This window comes from Bacillus sp. FSL R5-0523 (assembly GCF_037975295.1).
In the GTDB taxonomy this organism is placed as follows: domain Bacteria; phylum Bacillota; class Bacilli; order Bacillales; family Bacillaceae; genus Bacillus; species Bacillus subtilis.
Map to the genome: position 1 here is coordinate 2,345,039 of NZ_CP150251.1, position 17,685 is coordinate 2,362,723.

18 protein-coding genes and 1 pseudogene are annotated in these 17,685 nt (G+C 43.4%); 8 read left to right on the top strand and 11 right to left on the bottom strand.

Annotated features, from left to right (window positions below; all coding sequences use genetic code 11):
* Nucleotides 1–51: 51 nt before the first annotated feature.
* A complete protein-coding gene (gene zwf / locus NYE53_RS11875) occupies nt 52–1,521 on the top strand; it encodes a glucose-6-phosphate dehydrogenase (protein WP_071578650.1) in 1,470 nt (489 codons plus the stop codon).
* A 123-nt stretch (nt 1,522–1,644) separates the two neighbouring features.
* On the opposite strand, the gene gndA is transcribed toward zwf, so the two are convergent.
* Entirely contained in the window at nt 1,645–3,054 is a 1,410-nt protein-coding gene (gndA, locus tag NYE53_RS11880) for an NADP-dependent phosphogluconate dehydrogenase (RefSeq protein WP_003230365.1), read from the bottom strand.
* A gap of 109 nt (nt 3,055–3,163) precedes the next feature.
* Nucleotides 3,164–4,408, bottom strand: coding sequence for a DNA polymerase IV (locus NYE53_RS11885; protein ID WP_339244866.1), 1,245 nt, complete (start codon nt 4,406–4,408; stop codon nt 3,164–3,166).
* Nucleotides 4,409–4,480: 72 nt separating this feature from the next.
* Between NYE53_RS11885 and mifM the strand changes: the two genes are divergently transcribed.
* The 3 genes and pseudogenes from mifM to NYE53_RS11900 all read left to right on the top strand — a co-directional run bounded on the left by mifM (nt 4,481) and on the right by NYE53_RS11900 (nt 6,536).
* The gene (mifM, locus tag NYE53_RS11890) at nt 4,481–4,768 is read left to right on the top strand and encodes a membrane protein insertion/folding monitor MifM (protein WP_087614861.1); all 288 of its coding nucleotides are present in this window, start codon (nt 4,481–4,483) and stop codon (nt 4,766–4,768) included.
* Nucleotides 4,769–4,797: 29 nt separating this feature from the next.
* Nucleotides 4,798–5,625 (top strand): membrane protein insertase YidC, encoded by an 828-nt coding sequence (locus NYE53_RS11895; protein WP_339244869.1) that lies wholly within the window; start codon nt 4,798–4,800, stop codon nt 5,623–5,625.
* Nucleotides 5,626–5,806: 181 nt separating this feature from the next.
* A pseudogene (locus NYE53_RS11900) lies at nt 5,807–6,536 on the top strand (DUF2071 domain-containing protein).
* Between the two features lie 40 nt (nt 6,537–6,576).
* Here NYE53_RS11900 and NYE53_RS11905 read toward each other — a convergent pair.
* The 3 genes from NYE53_RS11905 to mce are packed head-to-tail and all read right to left on the bottom strand — an operon-like array spanning nt 6,577 to nt 9,648.
* Nucleotides 6,577–7,692: a tripeptidase T gene (locus tag NYE53_RS11905; protein ID WP_128738003.1), complete on the bottom strand. Its 1,116-nt coding sequence runs from the start codon at nt 7,690–7,692 to the stop codon at nt 6,577–6,579.
* A gap of 17 nt (nt 7,693–7,709) precedes the next feature.
* Nucleotides 7,710–9,233 carry an acyl-CoA carboxylase subunit beta gene (locus NYE53_RS11910; RefSeq protein WP_339248537.1) on the bottom strand — a complete coding sequence of 508 codons (1,524 nt, stop codon included), beginning with the start codon at nt 9,231–9,233 and terminating at the stop codon, nt 7,710–7,712.
* The gene (mce, locus tag NYE53_RS11915; protein ID WP_339244872.1) at nt 9,226–9,648 is read right to left on the bottom strand and encodes a methylmalonyl-CoA epimerase; all 423 of its coding nucleotides are present in this window, start codon (nt 9,646–9,648) and stop codon (nt 9,226–9,228) included. The genes NYE53_RS11910 and mce overlap by 8 nt, the downstream gene beginning before the upstream one ends.
* 89 nt (nt 9,649–9,737) lie before the next feature.
* On the opposite strand from mce, the gene prli42 reads away from it, so the two are divergent.
* Nucleotides 9,738–9,830, top strand: a complete 93-nt coding sequence (gene prli42, locus NYE53_RS11920; protein ID WP_003226489.1) for a stressosome-associated protein Prli42 — start codon at nt 9,738–9,740, stop codon at nt 9,828–9,830.
* Nucleotides 9,831–9,849: 19 nt separating this feature from the next.
* Here the strand turns inward: prli42 and NYE53_RS11925 are convergent, their stop codons facing one another.
* The 6 genes from NYE53_RS11925 to brxB all read right to left on the bottom strand — a co-directional run bounded on the left by NYE53_RS11925 (nt 9,850) and on the right by brxB (nt 14,398).
* Nucleotides 9,850–10,380 (bottom strand): L,D-transpeptidase, encoded by a 531-nt coding sequence (locus NYE53_RS11925; protein WP_339244875.1) that lies wholly within the window; start codon nt 10,378–10,380, stop codon nt 9,850–9,852.
* Between the two features lie 51 nt (nt 10,381–10,431).
* The gene (locus tag NYE53_RS11930; protein WP_123373104.1) at nt 10,432–11,400 is read right to left on the bottom strand and encodes an aromatic acid exporter family protein; all 969 of its coding nucleotides are present in this window, start codon (nt 11,398–11,400) and stop codon (nt 10,432–10,434) included.
* 70 nt (nt 11,401–11,470) lie between these two features.
* Nucleotides 11,471–12,193, bottom strand: coding sequence for an arginine ABC transporter ATP-binding protein ArtR (artR, locus tag NYE53_RS11935; RefSeq protein ID WP_004398740.1), 723 nt, complete (start codon nt 12,191–12,193; stop codon nt 11,471–11,473).
* Nucleotides 12,186–12,845 carry an arginine ABC transporter permease ArtQ gene (artQ, locus tag NYE53_RS11940; RefSeq protein WP_003230340.1) on the bottom strand — a complete coding sequence of 220 codons (660 nt, stop codon included), beginning with the start codon at nt 12,843–12,845 and terminating at the stop codon, nt 12,186–12,188. The genes artR and artQ overlap by 8 nt, the downstream gene beginning before the upstream one ends.
* Before the next feature lie 80 nt (nt 12,846–12,925).
* Nucleotides 12,926–13,693, bottom strand: coding sequence for an arginine ABC transporter substrate-binding protein ArtP (gene artP, locus NYE53_RS11945; protein WP_003230337.1), 768 nt, complete (start codon nt 13,691–13,693; stop codon nt 12,926–12,928).
* A gap of 267 nt (nt 13,694–13,960) precedes the next feature.
* Entirely contained in the window at nt 13,961–14,398 is a 438-nt protein-coding gene (gene brxB / locus NYE53_RS11950) for a bacilliredoxin BrxB (RefSeq protein WP_003226477.1), read from the bottom strand.
* 160 nt (nt 14,399–14,558) lie between these two features.
* Here brxB and NYE53_RS11955 point away from each other — a divergent pair, with 160 nt between their 5' ends.
* The 3 genes from NYE53_RS11955 (at nt 14,559) to bmrR (ending at nt 17,631) form a co-directional block, all read left to right on the top strand.
* A complete protein-coding gene (locus tag NYE53_RS11955; RefSeq protein WP_339244881.1) occupies nt 14,559–15,452 on the top strand; it encodes a diacylglycerol kinase family lipid kinase in 894 nt (297 codons plus the stop codon).
* A gap of 100 nt (nt 15,453–15,552) precedes the next feature.
* Nucleotides 15,553–16,722, top strand: coding sequence for a multidrug efflux MFS transporter Bmr (gene bmr / locus NYE53_RS11960; RefSeq protein ID WP_339244884.1), 1,170 nt, complete (start codon nt 15,553–15,555; stop codon nt 16,720–16,722).
* A 72-nt stretch (nt 16,723–16,794) separates the two neighbouring features.
* Nucleotides 16,795–17,631, top strand: a complete 837-nt coding sequence (bmrR, locus tag NYE53_RS11965) for a multidrug efflux transcriptional regulator BmrR (RefSeq protein ID WP_003230325.1) — start codon at nt 16,795–16,797, stop codon at nt 17,629–17,631.
* The last annotated feature ends 54 nt before the right edge of the window (nt 17,632–17,685 follow it).

Genomic DNA, 17,685 nt, shown 5'->3' on the forward strand with positions numbered 1-17,685 from the left:
AATATACGGGGTGTACTAAAATAAAGCTTCGAATAAAGTGAGGTACTTTTAGTGAAAACAAACCAACAACCAAAAGCAGTAATTGTCATATTCGGTGCAACTGGAGATTTAGCAAAACGAAAATTGTATCCGTCTATTCACCGTTTATATCAAAACGGACAAATCGGAGAAGAGTTTGCAGTGGTAGGAGTTGGAAGAAGACCTTGGTCTAATGAGGATCTTCGCCAAACGGTTAAAACATCCATTTCCTCATCTGCAGATAAGCATATAGATGATTTCACGTCTCATTTTTACTATCACCCGTTTGACGTGACAAACCCTGGTTCTTATCAAGAGCTAAACGTATTGCTTAACCAGCTGGAAGATACATATCAAATTCCTAACAACAGAATGTTCTACTTGGCAATGGCTCCTGAATTCTTTGGAACGATTGCAAAAACATTAAAATCAGAGGGTGTAACAGCTACAACCGGCTGGTCCCGCCTTGTCATCGAAAAACCGTTCGGCCATGATCTGCCAAGCGCACAGGCATTGAATAAAGAAATCCGCGAAGCATTTACGGAAGATCAAATTTACAGAATCGACCATTATCTAGGCAAACAAATGGTTCAGAACATTGAAGTGATTCGATTTGCCAATGCGATTTTCGAACCGCTTTGGACAAACCGCTACATTTCAAACATCCAAATCACATCTAGCGAATCACTAGGCGTTGAAGACCGCGCAAGATATTACGAAAAATCAGGCGCCCTTCGCGACATGGTGCAAAACCATATTATGCAGATGGTTGCCCTTCTAGCAATGGAGCCGCCGATCAAATTGAACACAGAAGAAATCCGCAGCGAAAAAGTGAAGGTGTTGAGAGCACTTCGTCCTATTGCAAAAGATGAAGTGGATGAATACTTTGTGCGCGGACAATATCAAGCCGGTGAAATTGACGGTGTGCCTGTTCCTTCTTATACAGAAGAAGATAATGTCGCTCCTGACTCCAATACAGAAACCTTTGTTGCCGGCAAGCTCTTGATTGACAACTTCAGATGGGCTGGTGTTCCATTCTATATCCGTACCGGAAAACGAATGAAAGAAAAGTCCACAAAAATTGTCGTTCAATTTAAGGACATTCCGATGAACCTGTACTACGGCAATGAAAACAACATGAATCCGAACTTGCTTGTCATTCATATTCAGCCTGACGAAGGCATCACGCTTTACTTAAATGCTAAAAAGCTTGGCGGAGCAGCACACGCGCAGCCAATCAAACTCGATTACTGCAGCAATTGCAATGACGAGTTGAATACCCCTGAAGCATATGAAAAACTAATTCACGACTGTCTTCTTGGCGATGCAACAAACTTTGCACACTGGGATGAAGTTGCCCTTTCTTGGAGCTTTGTCGACTCTATTTCTGAAACATGGGCAGCAAACAAAACCTTATCTCCTAACTACGAATCAGGCTCAATGGGACCAAAAGAATCTGATGATCTTTTGGCGAAAGACGGCTTACACTGGTGGAATATATAATAAGAAGAAAAAAGCCGAAAATGTTTACAAGCATTTTCGGCTTTTTTACGCTGTCACAAAGGTATAACAATCTCTTTAATAACAAAACCCCCAAAGCTTAAGAGCTTCGGGGGTTTTTATTGATTACTTCATCCATTCAGTATGGAAGATGCCTTCTTTGTCAGTACGCTCATAAGTATGAGCGCCAAAGTAGTCGCGCTGTGCTTGGATTAAGTTTGCAGGCAGTACGGCTGTGCGGTAGCTGTCATAGTAGGCTAAAGCGCTTGAGAATGATGGCACCGGCACACCTTGGGCAACTGCAAGTGAAATCACTTGGCGAAGCGCTCCTTGGTAGCTTTCTACAATATTCTTGAAATAGCTGTCAAGAAGCAGGTTGTCAAGCTCAGGCTCGCGATCGTAAGCTTCTTTGATCTTCTGAAGGAATGCCGCGCGAATGATGCAGCCACCGCGGAAGATCATAGCGATTTCACCATATTTCAGATCCCAGTTGTATTCTTCAGAAGCAGCTTTCATTTGGGCAAATCCTTGCGCGTATGAGCAGATTTTACTCATGAACAACGCTTTTCTGACCGCTTCAATCAGCTCTTCTTTATTTTCTGTAACAGGCTTCACTTCTGGTCCTGAAAGAAGTCCGCTCGCTTTCACACGCTCTTCCTTCATAGCTGAGATAAAGCGTGCGAATACAGATTCAGTAATAATCGGAAGCGGAACACCTAAGTCAAGTGCGCTTTGGCTTGTCCATTTTCCTGTTCCTTTTTGGCCTGCTTTATCAAGAATCACATCAACAAGCGGTTTGCCTGTTTCTTCGTCTTTTTTCGTAAAGATGTCAGCTGTAATCTCAATCAAGTAGCTGTCAAGCTCACCTTTATTCCATTCAGCGAAAACTTCATGAAGCTCATCAGCAGAAAGGCCCAGCACCTGTTTCAGAATGAAATATGATTCAGAGATCAGCTGCATATCTCCGTATTCAATTCCGTTGTGCACCATTTTTACGTAATGGCCGGCGCCGTCCGGACCGATATATGTCGTACAAGGTTCTCCGTCAACTTTTGCAGAAATGGCTTCAAGAATCGGTTTTACAAGCTCATGTGCTTCTTTTTGTCCGCCAGGCATGATAGAAGGTCCTTTAAGTGCCCCTTCTTCTCCGCCGGAAACGCCTGTTCCGATAAAATGAATGCCGCTTTCAGCGAGTTCTTTGTTACGGCGCTGTGTATCTTTATAGTATGTATTACCGCCGTCAATTAAAATATCATCCTTCTCTAGATGAGGAAGAAGAGATTGAATTGTCGCATCTGTTGCAGTTCCCGCTTTAACCATTAATAAGATTTTGCGCGGTGTTTCCAAGGATTGGACAAATTCTTCAATGCTGTAAGTGCCAACAACATTTTTTCCTTTTGCCTCCTGTAAAAACTCCTCAGTTTTACTGCTTGATCTGTTGTAAACAGAAACAGAAAATCCCCGGCTTTCGATATTTAAAGCCAGATTTTTACCCATGACCGCAAGTCCGATAACGCCGATTTGTTGTTTTGACATATTCTAACGTCCCTTCTGCAAACGTTTAATCATTTTAAAATTTAAATTAAAATAAAATGATATTTATAATAAAGAAATTACCATACATTCACCCTTTTTTTCAAGCGATTCAGCTTTTCTTTTCATCTTGAAAAAAATCTTTATTAAAGCTTGTTCCCTTTGTTTTGCTCTCCTCTTTTTTTAACGTTGCCCCTTTTCTGATCAGTTTGGTACCGTACTTTTTATTCAGCTTTTCCATCATCTGCTGAATGGGCTCATCCTTCGCATCTTCATTAAAGCTGAACAAATCGAGCTGTTTATAGGCCTGCTCTTTTTCTACTAAATCCGTTCCGGTAATGCCAAGCAGCCTGACAGGATTTTTATTCCAATGTTTAAAAAAGAGGTGCTCCGCTTCTTTCAAAATTTCATTTTTTTGATCAATCGGGTTTCTCAGCGTGGTGCTTCTTGTGATGGTTTTCCAATCCGCATATCTAATCATAATAAAAAGCTTCGAAGCCATGACTTCCTTGCGCTGTAAACGGTCACTCACAGAAGCCGCAAGCTTTCTAAAGACGCCTAACAGCTCTTCTTCATCACTGGAATCATGGGAAAGTGTCGATGAGTTGCCGACGCTTTTAAATTCGTAAATGCGCTCCGGGTCAACCGGCGAATGGTGAATGCCATTTGCTTTATTTTTAAGGCGCGGACCGTTGATGCCAAGCAGGCGCTTCAGAGAGTGTTCATCAGCTGCAGCTAGCTCTCCGATTGTATGGATGCCGAGTCCCTTCAGTTTTTCCGCTGTCTTTTTGCCGACTCCGTGCATCTCTCCAACAGGAAGCGGCCACAGGATATCAGGCACTTGCCTCTTTCTTAAAATCGTAATTCCAAGCGGTTTTTTCATATCAGACGCCATCTTAGCGAGAAATTTATTCGGCGCGATCCCTATGCTTGACGGGAGCAGCAGCTCTTTTTGCAGCCTGCTTTGGATTTCTTTTGCCGTCTCTAGAGCGCGGCTGCTGTATGGTGTATCGGTCATGTCCATATAGCCTTCGTCGATGGAGACAGGCTCCACCAGGTCAGTATATTCACGAAGAATGGTAAACATCGCTCGTGAAGAGTTTCTATAGCGGTCAAAGTTCGGCGGAAGAACGATGAGCTCAGGACAATGGCGCTTCGCTTGCCAAACCGGCATCGTTGTTTTGACGCCGCGCGCTCTTGCTTCATAGCTGCATGTTACCACAATGCCCTTTCGCTCCTTTACGTTTCCGGCAACTGCGACCGGCTTCCCCCGGAGAGCCGGATCATATGCCATTTCAACCGATGCATAAAAGCTATTCATATCAATATGGAAAATAATTCGGCTCTTTCCCGGCATAAACAAATCTCCTTTTCGGTCATTAGACAACTGCTTGTACATATAGTAAAATGAAGGTACTGAATGGATGTGATTAAAATGTTTGTGGAATCGATAAATGACGTTTTATTCTTAGTCGATTTTTTCACAATTATTCTTCCTGCTCTGACGGCAATCGGGATTGCATTCCTCTTACGAGAGTGCCGTGCGGGCGAGCAATGGAAATCAAAACGAACAGATGAACATCAGACGGTCTTTCACATTAACCGAACAGACTTTCTTATTATTATATATCATCGCATTACAACTTGGATACGTAAAGTCTTCCGCATGAATTCGCCTGTGAACGATGAGGAAGACGCCGGTTCTCTTCTTTTATAAACCGCATTTATAAAAAGGAGGAGAACAAATTGGTAAAAACATATCAAAAACTTTTGGCTATGGGTATCTTTTTGATCGTATTATGCTCGGGCAATGCTGCATTTGCAGCGACGAATCAGGTGGGGGGCCTCAGCAACGTAGGTTTTTTCCACGATTATTTAATCGAACCGTTTTCCGCTCTGCTTAAGGGTGTTGCCGGGCTGTTTCACGGAGAATACGGACTCTCTATTATCCTCGTAACCATTATTGTACGTATGGTTGTACTGCCTTTGTTTGTTAATCAGTTCAAAAAACAGCGCGTGTTCCAAGAGAAAATGGCCGTTATTAAACCTCAGGTTGACAGCATTCAGGCCAAATTGAAAAAAACGAAGGACCCTGAAAAACAAAAAGAACTGCAAATGGAAATGATGAAGCTGTATCAAGAGAACAACATCAATCCGCTTGCTATGGGATGCCTCCCAATGCTGATTCAGTTTCCTATTGTGATTGGGTTTTATTACGCGATTCGCTCTACACCTGAAATTGCGTCACACTCGTTTTTATGGTTCAGTTTAGGACAATCAGATATTCTCGTGTCTCTTAGTGCGGGAGCAATGTACTTTATTCAGGCCTATATCGCTCAAAAACTGAGCGCGAAATATTCCGCTGTCCCGCAAAACCCAGCGGCACAGCAATCCGCAAAATTGATGGTGTTCATCTTCCCTGTGATGATGACGATTTTCTCGCTTAATGTGCCGGCAGCCCTCCCGCTGTACTGGTTTACAAGCGGACTGTTTTTGACAGTGCAAAACATCGTCCTTCAGATGACGCATCATAAAAGTAAAAAAACAGCCGCTCTTACTGAGCCGGTGAAATAAAAAAGCAACCCCGCGCGAAAAGCCGGGGTTGTTTTTTGTTACTTGCAAAGCATACCGCACCAAACAGTCTTGTTTATCATGGCTGAAGCAGAAATGGCCATCCTAAAAAACAGCCGTATCGTTAAAAAAGAAGGAAATCGGGAATACCTTTACTCACCTCCAACCGAAAGGAGCATATACGTTGACGGAACACTTTCAGCAAAAAAACATTTCTGTACCTGAAGGAATCTGGATCATGAGACAAACCTGGAATGATGTCTTATTTGCTCACTGGCCTGTTGAAGTTTCTATCCTTCGCGCTTTGGTACCGTCCGTTTTAGAATTAGATACATATAACGGGCAAGCTTGGATCAGCATGCTTCCCTTTATGCTCACGAACCTGAGGGCGCGTTATCTTCCTGCCATTCCCGGTGCGCGTGCATTTCCTGAGCTTAACCTCCGCACCTATGTCACGTATAAAGGCAAGCCCGGCATTTATTTTTTTAGCTTAGATGCCGATCATCGGCTGGCCGTCCTTGGCGCTCGCACATTCTTTCATCTGCCTTATTTTTATGCGGATATGAAAGCCAAAAAAAAACGGTGATCGCATTGACTATGTCAGCAAGCGGAAAAATGACAAAGAAGCAGTATTCCGCGCCGCATACCGACCCATTTCAGCGCCTTTTACAGCAGAAAAGTATTCGCTCGATTACTGGCTGACAGAACGATACAGGCTCTATACTACCAATCAAAACAAACTCTATTACGAAGACATCCATCATCATCCATGGCTGTTGCAAAACGCCGAAGCGGAAATTTCAGTCAATACGGTGACTGATGCTCACGGCATTACATTGCCAGAGTCAGACCCCTTGCTTCATTACGCTAAAAAACAGGATGTGTTATTTTGGCCGCTTAGGAAATGGAGCTAAAAAAACCCGATGCGGGAAATAGCACTCGGGTTTTCTTTTTTTATTTTGCTGCCTCTTCAATAATGGCAACAACCATTTCTGCCGTTTTAACGAGCTCTTCGACCGGCATTTTTTCATTTTTAGTATGAATTTGCTCATAACCGACAGCAAGATTGACCGTCGGGATGCCATGACCAGCGATTACGTTCGCGTCGCTTCCGCCGCCGCTCGTTTGCAGCTCGCTTGGACGTCCGATTTTAGCAGCCGCTTTTTTCGCGATTTCAACAACTTGGTCGCCGTCTTGATATTTAAAGCCCGGATACATAACCTCAATTTCGACTTCTGCGCGTCCGCCCATATCAGCTGCGGCCTCTTCAAAAGCAGCTTTCATTTTTTGAACCTGAGCTTCCATTTTCTCAGGAACTAAAGAGCGCGCTTCAGCAAGAATATGAACTTCGTCGCACACAATGTTTGTTTGTGTGCCGCCTTCAAACCGGCCGATATTAGCTGTTGTTTCTTCATCGATACGGCCCAATGGCATTTTTGAAATGGCTTTGCTAGCGATTGTAATCGCTGAAATGCCTTTTTCAGGTTCAACCCCGGCGTGCGCGGTTTTCCCGAAAATTGCCGCTCTTACCTTCGCCTGTGTCGGCGCGGCCACAATAATATTTCCGACTTTTCCGTCTGAATCAAGAGCATAGCCGTAGGATGCAGTGATCATAGAACGGTCAAGAGCCTTCGCTCCGATCAGACCTGATTCTTCCCCTACTGTGATGATGAATTCAATCGTGCCGTGTTCAATGTTTTCTTCTTTCAGCACCTTAATCGCCTCAAACATTGCAGCCAATCCCGCTTTATCATCAGCGCCTAAAATCGTCGTGCCGTCAGTTTTGACGTAACCGTTCTCTACAACTGGTTTTACGCCGTTTCCGGGTACAACTGTGTCCATATGAGATGTAAAATAGATCGTATCTGTTTGTTTTGTCCCTTTTAGCGTACAAATCAGGTTACCGGCTCCGTGGCCCGTGATATCCATTGTATCGTCTTCTTTAACGTCCACACCTAAATCAGAAAATTTTCGTTTCAGCACTTTGCAGATTTCAGCTTCGTGCTTTGTTTCTGAGTCAATTTGGACAAGCTCTAAAAATTCTTCCAGCAGGCGTTTTTCATTCACCATTTGTAAGTCCCTCCATGTTAAAGCGGTATGTTACCGTGCTTTTTTTTCGGTCTCTCTTCTGTCTTATGTGCAAGCATATGAAAAGCTTGAATCAGTCTTCCCCTTGATTCTTCCGGCAAAATGATGTCATCGACCATTCCACAAGCGGCCGCTTTGTATGGGCCGGCGTTTTGCTTTTTGTATTCAGCTGTTTTTTCGCGTTTCGTCTTTTGCGGGTTAGCTGAAGCTTTGATTTCCTTTTCATACAAAATCGATGCCGCACCTTCTGGACCCATCACTGCGATTTCAGCATTCGGCCATGCAAACACAAGGTCCGCTCCGATCGCTTTGCTGTTCATGGCCACATAGGCGCCGCCGTACGCTTTTCTAATGATGAGTGTGACTTTTGGGACAGTCGCTTCAGCATAAGCAAACAATAATTTTGCTCCATGCCTGATGATTCCATTGTGCTCTTGCTGAATACCCGGCAGAAACCCCGGGACATCTTCGACAGTCAATAGCGGGATATCAAATGCGTCACAAAAACGGATGAACCTTGCTGCTTTATCAGCAGCGTCAATCGTCAGGCTTCCCGCCAGATGCTTCGGCTGGCTCGCCACGATGCCGATTGCTTTTTCACCCAGCCTTGCAAACCCAATGACAATGTTCTTCGCAAAAAATGGCTGAATCTCAAAAAAAGACTGCGGGTCAGCCAGCTCCCTGATCACCTTCCGAACATCATAAGGCTTTGTCGTATCAGCAGGGACAAGATGGTTTAATAACGGTCTGGACGCCTCTTTCTCTGGCTTCGGCTCTGTTGTCCGGCCATTCAGCGGCAAATAAGACAGCAGTTTTCTCACCCCTGTCAGAACCTCCTTCTCCGTATGCCCGGAAAAGTGGGCGTTTCCGCTGACGGCATTATGTATCCCCGCTCCGCCTAAGCTCTCCGCATCAACCTGTTCCCCTGTCACTTTTTCAATCACCTTCGGGCCGGTAATAAACATCCGGCCGGTCTGTTCAGCCATAAATATAAAATCTGTGAGTGCCGGAGAATATACAGCGCCTCCAGCGCACGGCCCTAAAATAACCGATATTTGCGGAATGACTCCGGAATATAAGACGTTTCGGTAAAATATGTGACCGTATCCATCTAATGATACCACACCCTCTTGAATTCTCGCACCACCTGAGTCATTCAGCCCGATAATCGGCGCCTTATTTTTTGCTGCCAGATCCATCAAAGCGCAGATTTTCCTGGCATGAGTTTCGCCAAGCGCCCCTCCGAACACTGTGAAGTCTTGCGCAAATACATAAACTGAGCGGCCGTCAATTGTGCCGTACCCTGTCACGACCCCATCCCCTAACATGCGCTGTTCTCTTGTTAACACTTGACTTTCCATGAAGGGGTGTAATTCGATAAAGCTGTCCTGATCTAGAAGAAATATGATCCTTTCCCGAGCAGTGAGCTTGCCCTTTTGCCGCTGCTGAGCCAGCTTTTCCCGTCCTCCGCCTTCTTCTGCCTGCTTGCGTTTCGTGTATAAATGATCCATGTGCTCATTCATGTTCATTGTGTTGATCTCCTTTCGGTTCACAAAGCTCTACAAGAACACCGTTTGTTTCCCGAGGGGAAATAAACGCGATCTTTTTCCCGTTCGCTCCCTGTCTTGGGTACCTGTCAATCAATTGAACATGCCGGTCAGACAATGCTTGAAGCTGTTCAGATAGGCCGTTGCACAAAAACGCAATATGATGCAGTCCCTGCCCTTTCTTCTCCAAAAATAAATGGACGGGGCTGTCAGCTGTCAACGGCTCTATCAGCTCAAGTTTGACGCCACCAGCTTGAAAAAAAGCAACATTCACCTTTTGCTCTTTAACCGTTTCTTGATGAAGAAATGCAAGCCCCAATACATTTTCATAAAAGCTTCTAGCATCTTTTATCGAAAAAACGGCTATCCCGATATGGTCAAGCCTGTTCATTTGCATCCCTGCTTTCGCTAATAGATATCGCTTGTCCGCCCATTCAAAACACGCTAAAATATAGACAGATTGTTTAAGGAGTGAAAATCATGTCTCAAAAACTGATGAAAAGCGTTTTGATCGTGATTTTGGGAGTTTTTATTCTTTCAACTGTACTCTCAGGAATCGTCATGTTTTTATAACGATAAAAAAGCAGGCGCCTTATTCAATGGGAATATCCTGCTTTTTTATCAGAGCTTTATGCTCGATGGCAATCTCCTCAAAAGAGCGGTTGTCGTCCGTGATCAGCACTCTCGTTCCTACTGGTATCGTTTGAAACAAATGAACGACCTCATCGTTATGCATACGTATACAGCCGTTAGACACAAATTTCCCTACTGATTCCTCTCGGTTTGTCCCATGAATTCCATAAATCCGCCCGTCCGTTCCTTTCGCGTCAAATCCGATCCATCTGGCCCCAAGCGGGTTGTCAGGAGATCCCCCTTCAATATTTTTCTTTCTGTAGTAAGGATTTTCCGCTTTTACCGTTACCGAAAACTCTCCTTCAGGCGTCAAATCATCTGTTTTTCCAGTCGCCACACTGTACACGCCTTCTACTTTGTTGTCGAGGATAACAGCAAGTTCATTTGTTTGCTTGTTGACAATAACATATGGATCACCCGGCAGCGGATTTTCGCCGAGATGCCAAATCGGTGAAATTATCATAAAAATCGAACATAAGAAAAAACGCATAAGCTCCTCCTTTTTCATTAGGTTGACCAATGAAGGAAGAGCTCATGCGAATCATCCGAGTGATTTTTGCGCTTTTATTCCTTTAAAATAACTTTTAATCACTAAATATTGTTCCATTTCGCCGAGAAGATGGAAGAGAGCGGCCCTCGCTTCAAATTCCTCTCTAGTCGCCGGAAGCGGCATCTCCTCAAATTCTTTTCTCATGTCAGCAAGTCTTTTCAGAAATTTGTACGCTGTATTCCCAGGGTGTATCGCCTCCCGCAAATCATGAATAAATTCAGCGATCATTTTTCCCTGATCTACCGTAATGGAGATCGATGTCACTTTAGGGAGAAGGCGTTCGATAATTTCAAATTGCTTTTCTCTCATTTTAAAATAATGATAATGCAGATTTTCATAACGCAAAATGTGGTTTTGCACATCTCGATATGCCAGGTTTTTAGCCTCCGTAATGAGCTGGTGCGTTTCCGGAATTTCTTTTCCTGACCAATCTTGCTCACCAGTTAACAAGTACCGTTCGATTTCTGCAAAAATGACAGCAAAGTTATCCTCTATCTTTTTGCGGTAGGCAACCAGTTTCCGGTCAAGACTAGGCATATACAAGTTCATCAATAGAGCGACGCCGATGCCAACCGTAATCAGCTGAACTTCATTCCAGATGAAAGCAAGCGTAATGCCGCCGGACATGTATAAATGAAGGATAATAACGGAACTGGTGACGATACCCTCGTTAATTTTTAACAAAACCGTTATCGGAATGAATATCAAAAGAAGCGCTCCGATAACAAACGGGTGGTAGCCAATAAGCTCGAAAAAGAGATAAGAAAAAACAATTGCCAGACAGCATGCCGCAAAGCGGGCCCATGAGGCCTGAAGCGACCGTTTTTGTGTGATTTGTATGCACAAAATGGTGATAATTCCTGCTGATGCGAAGTTTTGCAAATGCAATAACTGGCTTATATAAATAGCCAAAGCTGTTCCAAGCGCGGTCTTTATTGTGCGGTAACCAATTTTAAACATGTCGGACTCCATTTCTATTTGTTTCTTCAATAAAAAAGAAGAGGCTGCCAGCCTTCTTCTTTTTTATATTCTATAATATTTTCTCTAAAAAGTCCTGCGCTCTTTTGGATTTTGGCGACATAAAAAATTCCTTCGGATTGCCGTCTTCGACAATCATTCCTTGGTCCATAAACAGCACGCGGTCTGCCACTTCTTTTGCGAAGCCCATTTCATGTGTGACAATCACCATGGTCATGCCGGTTTCGACCAGCTCTTTCATCACCTGTAGCACTTCTTTGACCATCTCCGGATCAAGGGCGGAGGTCGGCTCGTCAAACAGCATGATGTCCGGATTCATCGCAAGAGCCCTGGCAATCGCGACACGTTGTTTTTGTCCGCCAGACAAACGGTTTGGATAGTCATTTCGCTTTTCAAACAAACCGACTTTGCGGAGCAGGTCCTCAGCTTTTTCCTGTGCTGCCTGTTTTGATTCTTTTTTTACATTGACAGGCGCGTACATGATGTTTTCGAGAACCGTTTTGTGCGGAAAGAGATGAAAATGCTGAAAAACCATCCCGATGTTTTCCCGGACCTTTAATGTGTTGGTTTTTGGCTTCGTAATCTCTGTGTCTTTTATTGTAATGGTTCCGCCGTTAGGCTTTTCCAACAGGTTTAAACAGCGTAAGAACGTTGATTTGCCTGAGCCTGAAGGACCGATCACGGCAACAACCTCACCCTCAGCGATTGTTGTTGAAATGTTTTTTAATACTTCGTGTTTCCCAAATGATTTTGACAGCTTTTCAACCTTAATCATTGGATTTCAGCTTCCTTTCTACAGCCTTGCCGATAAACGTTAAAATCAGGACAAGCACATAATAAATCAATCCCGCGATAATGAGCGGCTCAAGGTAATTGTAAGTGGCGGCGCCAGCTTGATATGCGCGTCTCATGACATCACCAAGCCCGATGACGGTAACGATCGCCGATTCTTTTGTTAACGTAATTAATTCATTCACAATTGCAGGTGATATATTTTTGAAGGCCTGCGGCAGCAGCAGATCCTTCATCATTTTTCCATACGGGACACCGAGTGCAACAGCAGCTTCTTTTTGCCCTTTATCAATGGCATTGATTCCGGCTCTGATAATTTCCGATACATAAGCGGCGGAATTCAAAGACAATGCGACAACCGCAGCCCAAAACTGGTCAATTTGAAATCCGAGCAGCTGAGGAAGGCCAAAATAGACAATCATAAGCTGCAGCACTAAAGGCGTGCCTCGGAACACTGATGTATAAAAATCAGCGATCCAGATAAACGGGCGGAATGTGCTGATCTTGCATAAGCTTAGCACAATACCGAGTATAAGTCCGATAATAGCAGATACAACAACAATTTTTAATGTAATTGCCAAGCCTTCTAATATAAAAGGAATTTGGGGGATCGTTGCTGAAAAATCCAAATTCATAGCCTTTGTCTCCTTTTCTTACAGGAAAAAAGATTTCCTATTCAATAAAAAGGCTCAACGAAAAAGTTGAGCCGCTTTTTTTACTTCTCGCCAGTGAACCATTTTTTCTTCAATTTCTCAAGCTCTCCGTTATCTTCCATTTCCTTGAGCGCTTTATTGAATTTGTCTGTCAGTTCACTGTCCTTTCTGAAAGCAATTGCTGAACCGGCTTCTTCCGCTTTCGCATCAGGAATCACAAAGCCTTGCAGGTCATCATTTGATTTGAAATACCCTTCTGCAACAATGTCTTCAATAATCGCGGCATCGAAGCGGTCAGATTTGATTTCCTGCACCAAATCAGAAATTCTGTTGCGGTCTTCTGTTTTAAAACCATATTCCGGAGAAAGCTCTTTCCCCTTCTCTTCCTGAATAGAGCCAAGCTGAACGCCAACTGTTTTTCCTTTCAGGTCTTTCAAAGATTGAATGCCGCTGTCTTTTTTGCTGACAATCATATGGTTCGCTGTGTAATACACATCTGAAAAATCAACTTGTTTTTTACGCTCAGGCGTTGGTGTCATTCCTGACAGAACAAGATCCACCTGTTTTGATTTAAGCGCTGTAATTAAGCTGTTGAAGTCCATATCCTGCACTTCAATTTCATAGCCTGCCTTCTTCGCCAGAGCTTTTGCCAACTCTACATCAAAGCCGACAATATTATCGCCTTCTTTATATTCAAACGGTTTGTAATCCGCCGAAGTACCCATAATTAATTTTTTCTTGCCGCCTTCTGAACCTGAATTGCTTGAGCCGCAAGCAGATAATGCAAAGGTAATGCAGGCAGCTACAAGTAATAAGAGCCATTTTTTCATGATCCATTTCCCCCGTATTCATTACTTTTGGTGTATTTGAATATTTATTCGTTAATTTGTATTTTAAACAGTTTCTTATTTTTATGCAATACTATTTTTAAAAATTATCTTCAAGCTTATCTTTCCAGTGATCTCTTTTTGATATTACTAGATAAAAATAAAATCACTGTACAATCCGATTGAATAATCCTTTAATATTTATTCATATACCCTTGGAAATTTATGCACAAAAAAACCCGGGCCGCTTGGGCATCCGGGTTGTTCGTCTTATACTTCTTCACAATATTCTTCAAAGGCTTCCTGCAGCTTTGCCACTACGGCCATCGGCTCGTGCCCTTCAATTTCATGGCGCTCTACCATTTTCATGATCTTTCCGTCTTTCAAAATCGCAAAGGACGGAGAAGATGGCGGATAACCTTCAAAATAGTCACGCGCACGCGCTGTCGCTTCTTTGTCCTGTCCGGCAAAAACGGTGACGAGCTGATCAGGTCTTTTATCATAGTGAACGGAATGGTAGGCTGCCGGTCTTGCAATTCCTCCGGCGCATCCGCAAACAGAGTTTACCATGACGAGCGTCGTTCCTTTTTTCGTAAGTGCCTCATCCACCTCTTCGGCTGTTTTAAGCTCGGTGTATCCGGCAGCTGTTATTTCTTGTCTCGCTTGGCGGACAATATCATTCATAAATAAATTAAAGTCCATGTTCAATGAAGACCTCTCCTTTTTCATCATCTGTTCTTATGATAGCAAGGAAACGTCCATATCGGCAAATGACTTTGCTTCGCCGTGCACTTTTTTTGCTCTTCGTTTACTGCTTACAGAAAAAGGGGATTATATAATAAGAAGTAAAATAAAGGAGCAGTTGTATATGAGCCACAGGAAAGCGTTACTGATTCATAACGGAAATGCCGGCAACAAAAATATAGAAAAAGCACTTGGTGCTGTGGTGCCGGTTTTATCTCACCATTTAGATGAGGTGATTATTAAGCAGACAAAGAAAAAGGACGATGCGTATCATTTTTGCCAATCCATTGATGATTCTATCGACACCGTCTTCATTCTCGGCGGCGACGGCACGATCCATCAATGCATAAATGCTATCAGCGCTCTAGAAAGAAAACCAGCGGTCGGAATTTTGCCCGGCGGCACGTGCAATGACTTTTCAAGAGTGCTTGGCATCCCTCAAAATCTTGCAAAGGCCGCGGAAGCACTTATGGCAGGAAATAAAACCAGCGTAGACGTATGTCAGATGAATGACCGTTATTTTTTAAATTTCTGGGGGATCGGCTTAATTGCAGAAACGTCGAATCAAATCAACGAAACGGAAAAAGCATTATTGGGAAAAATCAGCTATTTTACAAGTGCATTGCGAACCGTCTCATCCGCTGCATCGTTTCCGATGACATTGAAAATTGACGGAAAAGAAATTAAAGAAGAAGCCGTTATGCTGCTTGTGATGAATGGCCAATACATTGGAACGAATCGAATTCCTTTGCCCGATGCCAGTATTGAAGACGGCTTACTTGATGTTCTCATATGCCGCAACACCAACCTCACCGCGCTGCGGGAGCTGATGAGCATGGAACAGGGTTCAATTGATCGTTTTACCGGAGAGTTGTCCTATGTCCAGACTTCCCGTATCGAGATTGAAACAGACACTGCCAAAAAGGCGGATATGGATGGAGAAGTTTATACACATACACCCGCAGTCATTCAGGTTCTGCCGCAGCATATCGACATGCTTGTTCCCGCAAATGAATAACTGTCATAAGGCTTTAGAAAGATTTTGCAAATCCGTTGACTCTCCCCTAGGAGGAGGTCTTACTGTATAAGGGATACACACTTGAAAAAGGGGAAGTCATATGGAGAAGAAAAATATTACCTTAACGATATTATTAACCAATTTATTTATTGCTTTTTTGGGGATCGGGCTTGTGATTCCAGTAACGCCGACCATTATGAATGAATTGCATTTATCGGGGACCGCGGTCGGCTATATGGTTGCCTGCTTCGCTATTACACAGCTCATTGTCTCACCAATAGCCGGACGATGGGTTGATCGCTTCGGGCGCAAGATCATGATCGTGATCGGCCTGTTGTTCTTTAGTGTGTCGGAGTTTTTATTCGGCATTGGAAAAACAGTTGAGATGTTATTTATCTCCCGTATGCTGGGCGGTATCAGCGCAGCCTTCATTATGCCCGGGGTCACGGCTTTTATTGCAGATATCACGACCATTAAAACGAGGCCGAAAGCGCTCGGTTATATGTCAGCCGCTATTTCAACAGGATTTATTATCGGCCCCGGCATCGGGGGATTTTTAGCAGAAGTCCATTCCCGGCTGCCTTTTTTCTTTGCGGCAGCTTTTGCACTGTTAGCAGCCATTTTATCAATCCTCACGCTGCGCGAGCCGGAACGAAACCCTGAAAATCAGGAAATAAAAGGGCAGAAGACAGGCTTTAAACGGATTTTTGCCCCCATGTATTTCATAGCTTTTCTCATTATCTTGATTTCGTCTTTTGGTTTAGCATCATTTGAATCTTTATTTGCATTATTCGTGGATCATAAATTCGGATTTACGGCCAGCGACATTGCCATTATGATTACAGGAGGAGCGATTGTTGGCGCTATTACGCAAGTCGTCTTATTCGACCGCTTCACAAGATGGTTTGGCGAAATCCATTTAATTCGGTACAGCTTAATTCTCTCGACGAGTCTGGTATTCTTGCTGACAATGGTACATTCATATGTTGCGATTCTGCTGGTTACAGTCACCGTATTTGTCGGATTTGATCTTATGCGGCCTGCGGTAACGACTTACCTGTCAAAGATTGCGGGAAATGAACAAGGATTTGCCGGCGGTATGAATTCAATGTTTACAAGTATCGGCAATGTATTCGGGCCAATTATCGGCGGAATGCTGTTCGATATTAATGTAAACTATCCTTTCTACTTTGCAACGGTCACCTTAGCCATAGGGATTGCACTGACCATTGCTTGGAAAGCGCCTGCACATCTTAAAGCCAGCACGTGATAAGAAGCGTATTCTTTGTGTACTGCAAAGAATGCGCTTCTTCTTTATACTGATGACAGAAGGAGTGATGGCATGAAGGAATCATATTACTCAATTGGGGAAGTTTCAAAACTGGCAAACGTGTCGATTAAAGCGCTCCGTTATTACGATAAAATTGATTTATTTAAACCCGCCTACGTCGACCCGGATACCAGCTACCGCTATTATACAGATTCTCAGCTCATTCATCTGGATTTGATCAAATCATTGAAATATATCGGCACACCTTTAGAAGAGATGAAAAAAGCACAGGACTTAGAGATGGAAGAACTGTTTGCTTTTTATACAGAGCAGGAGAGGCAAATCAGGGAGAAATTAGACTTTTTATCAGCCCTGGAGCAAACCATTTCATTGGTGAAAAAGCGGATGAAACGGCAGATGGAATATCCCGCGCTCGGTGAGGTGTTTGTTTTAGATGAAGAAGAAATACGGATCATTCAGACAGAGGCAGAAGGAATCGGGCCTGAAAACGTGCTCAATGCCTCCTACAGCAAATTAAAAAAATTTATTGAGTCAGCAGATGGATTTACGAACAATAGCTACGGCGCTACTTTCTCTTTTCAGCCCTACACCAGCATTGATGAAATGACTTACCGTCATATTTTCACGCCTGTATTGACGAATAAACAGATTTCATCAATTACGCCGGATATGGAAATCACAACGATCCCTAAAGGGAGGTATGCGTGTATCGCGTATAATTTTTCGCCTGAACATTATTTTCTCAACTTACAGAAGCTTATCAAGTATATCGCAGACCGCCAATTAACAGTTGTCAGTGATGTTTACGAGTTAATCATACCGATTCATTACTCCCCGAAAAAACAAGAAGAATATCGTGTCGAAATGAAAATACGAATCGCTGAATAATAGAAAAAGAGCATTTTTTGAAACAAAACTTCAAAAAATGCTCTTTTTTCTTAT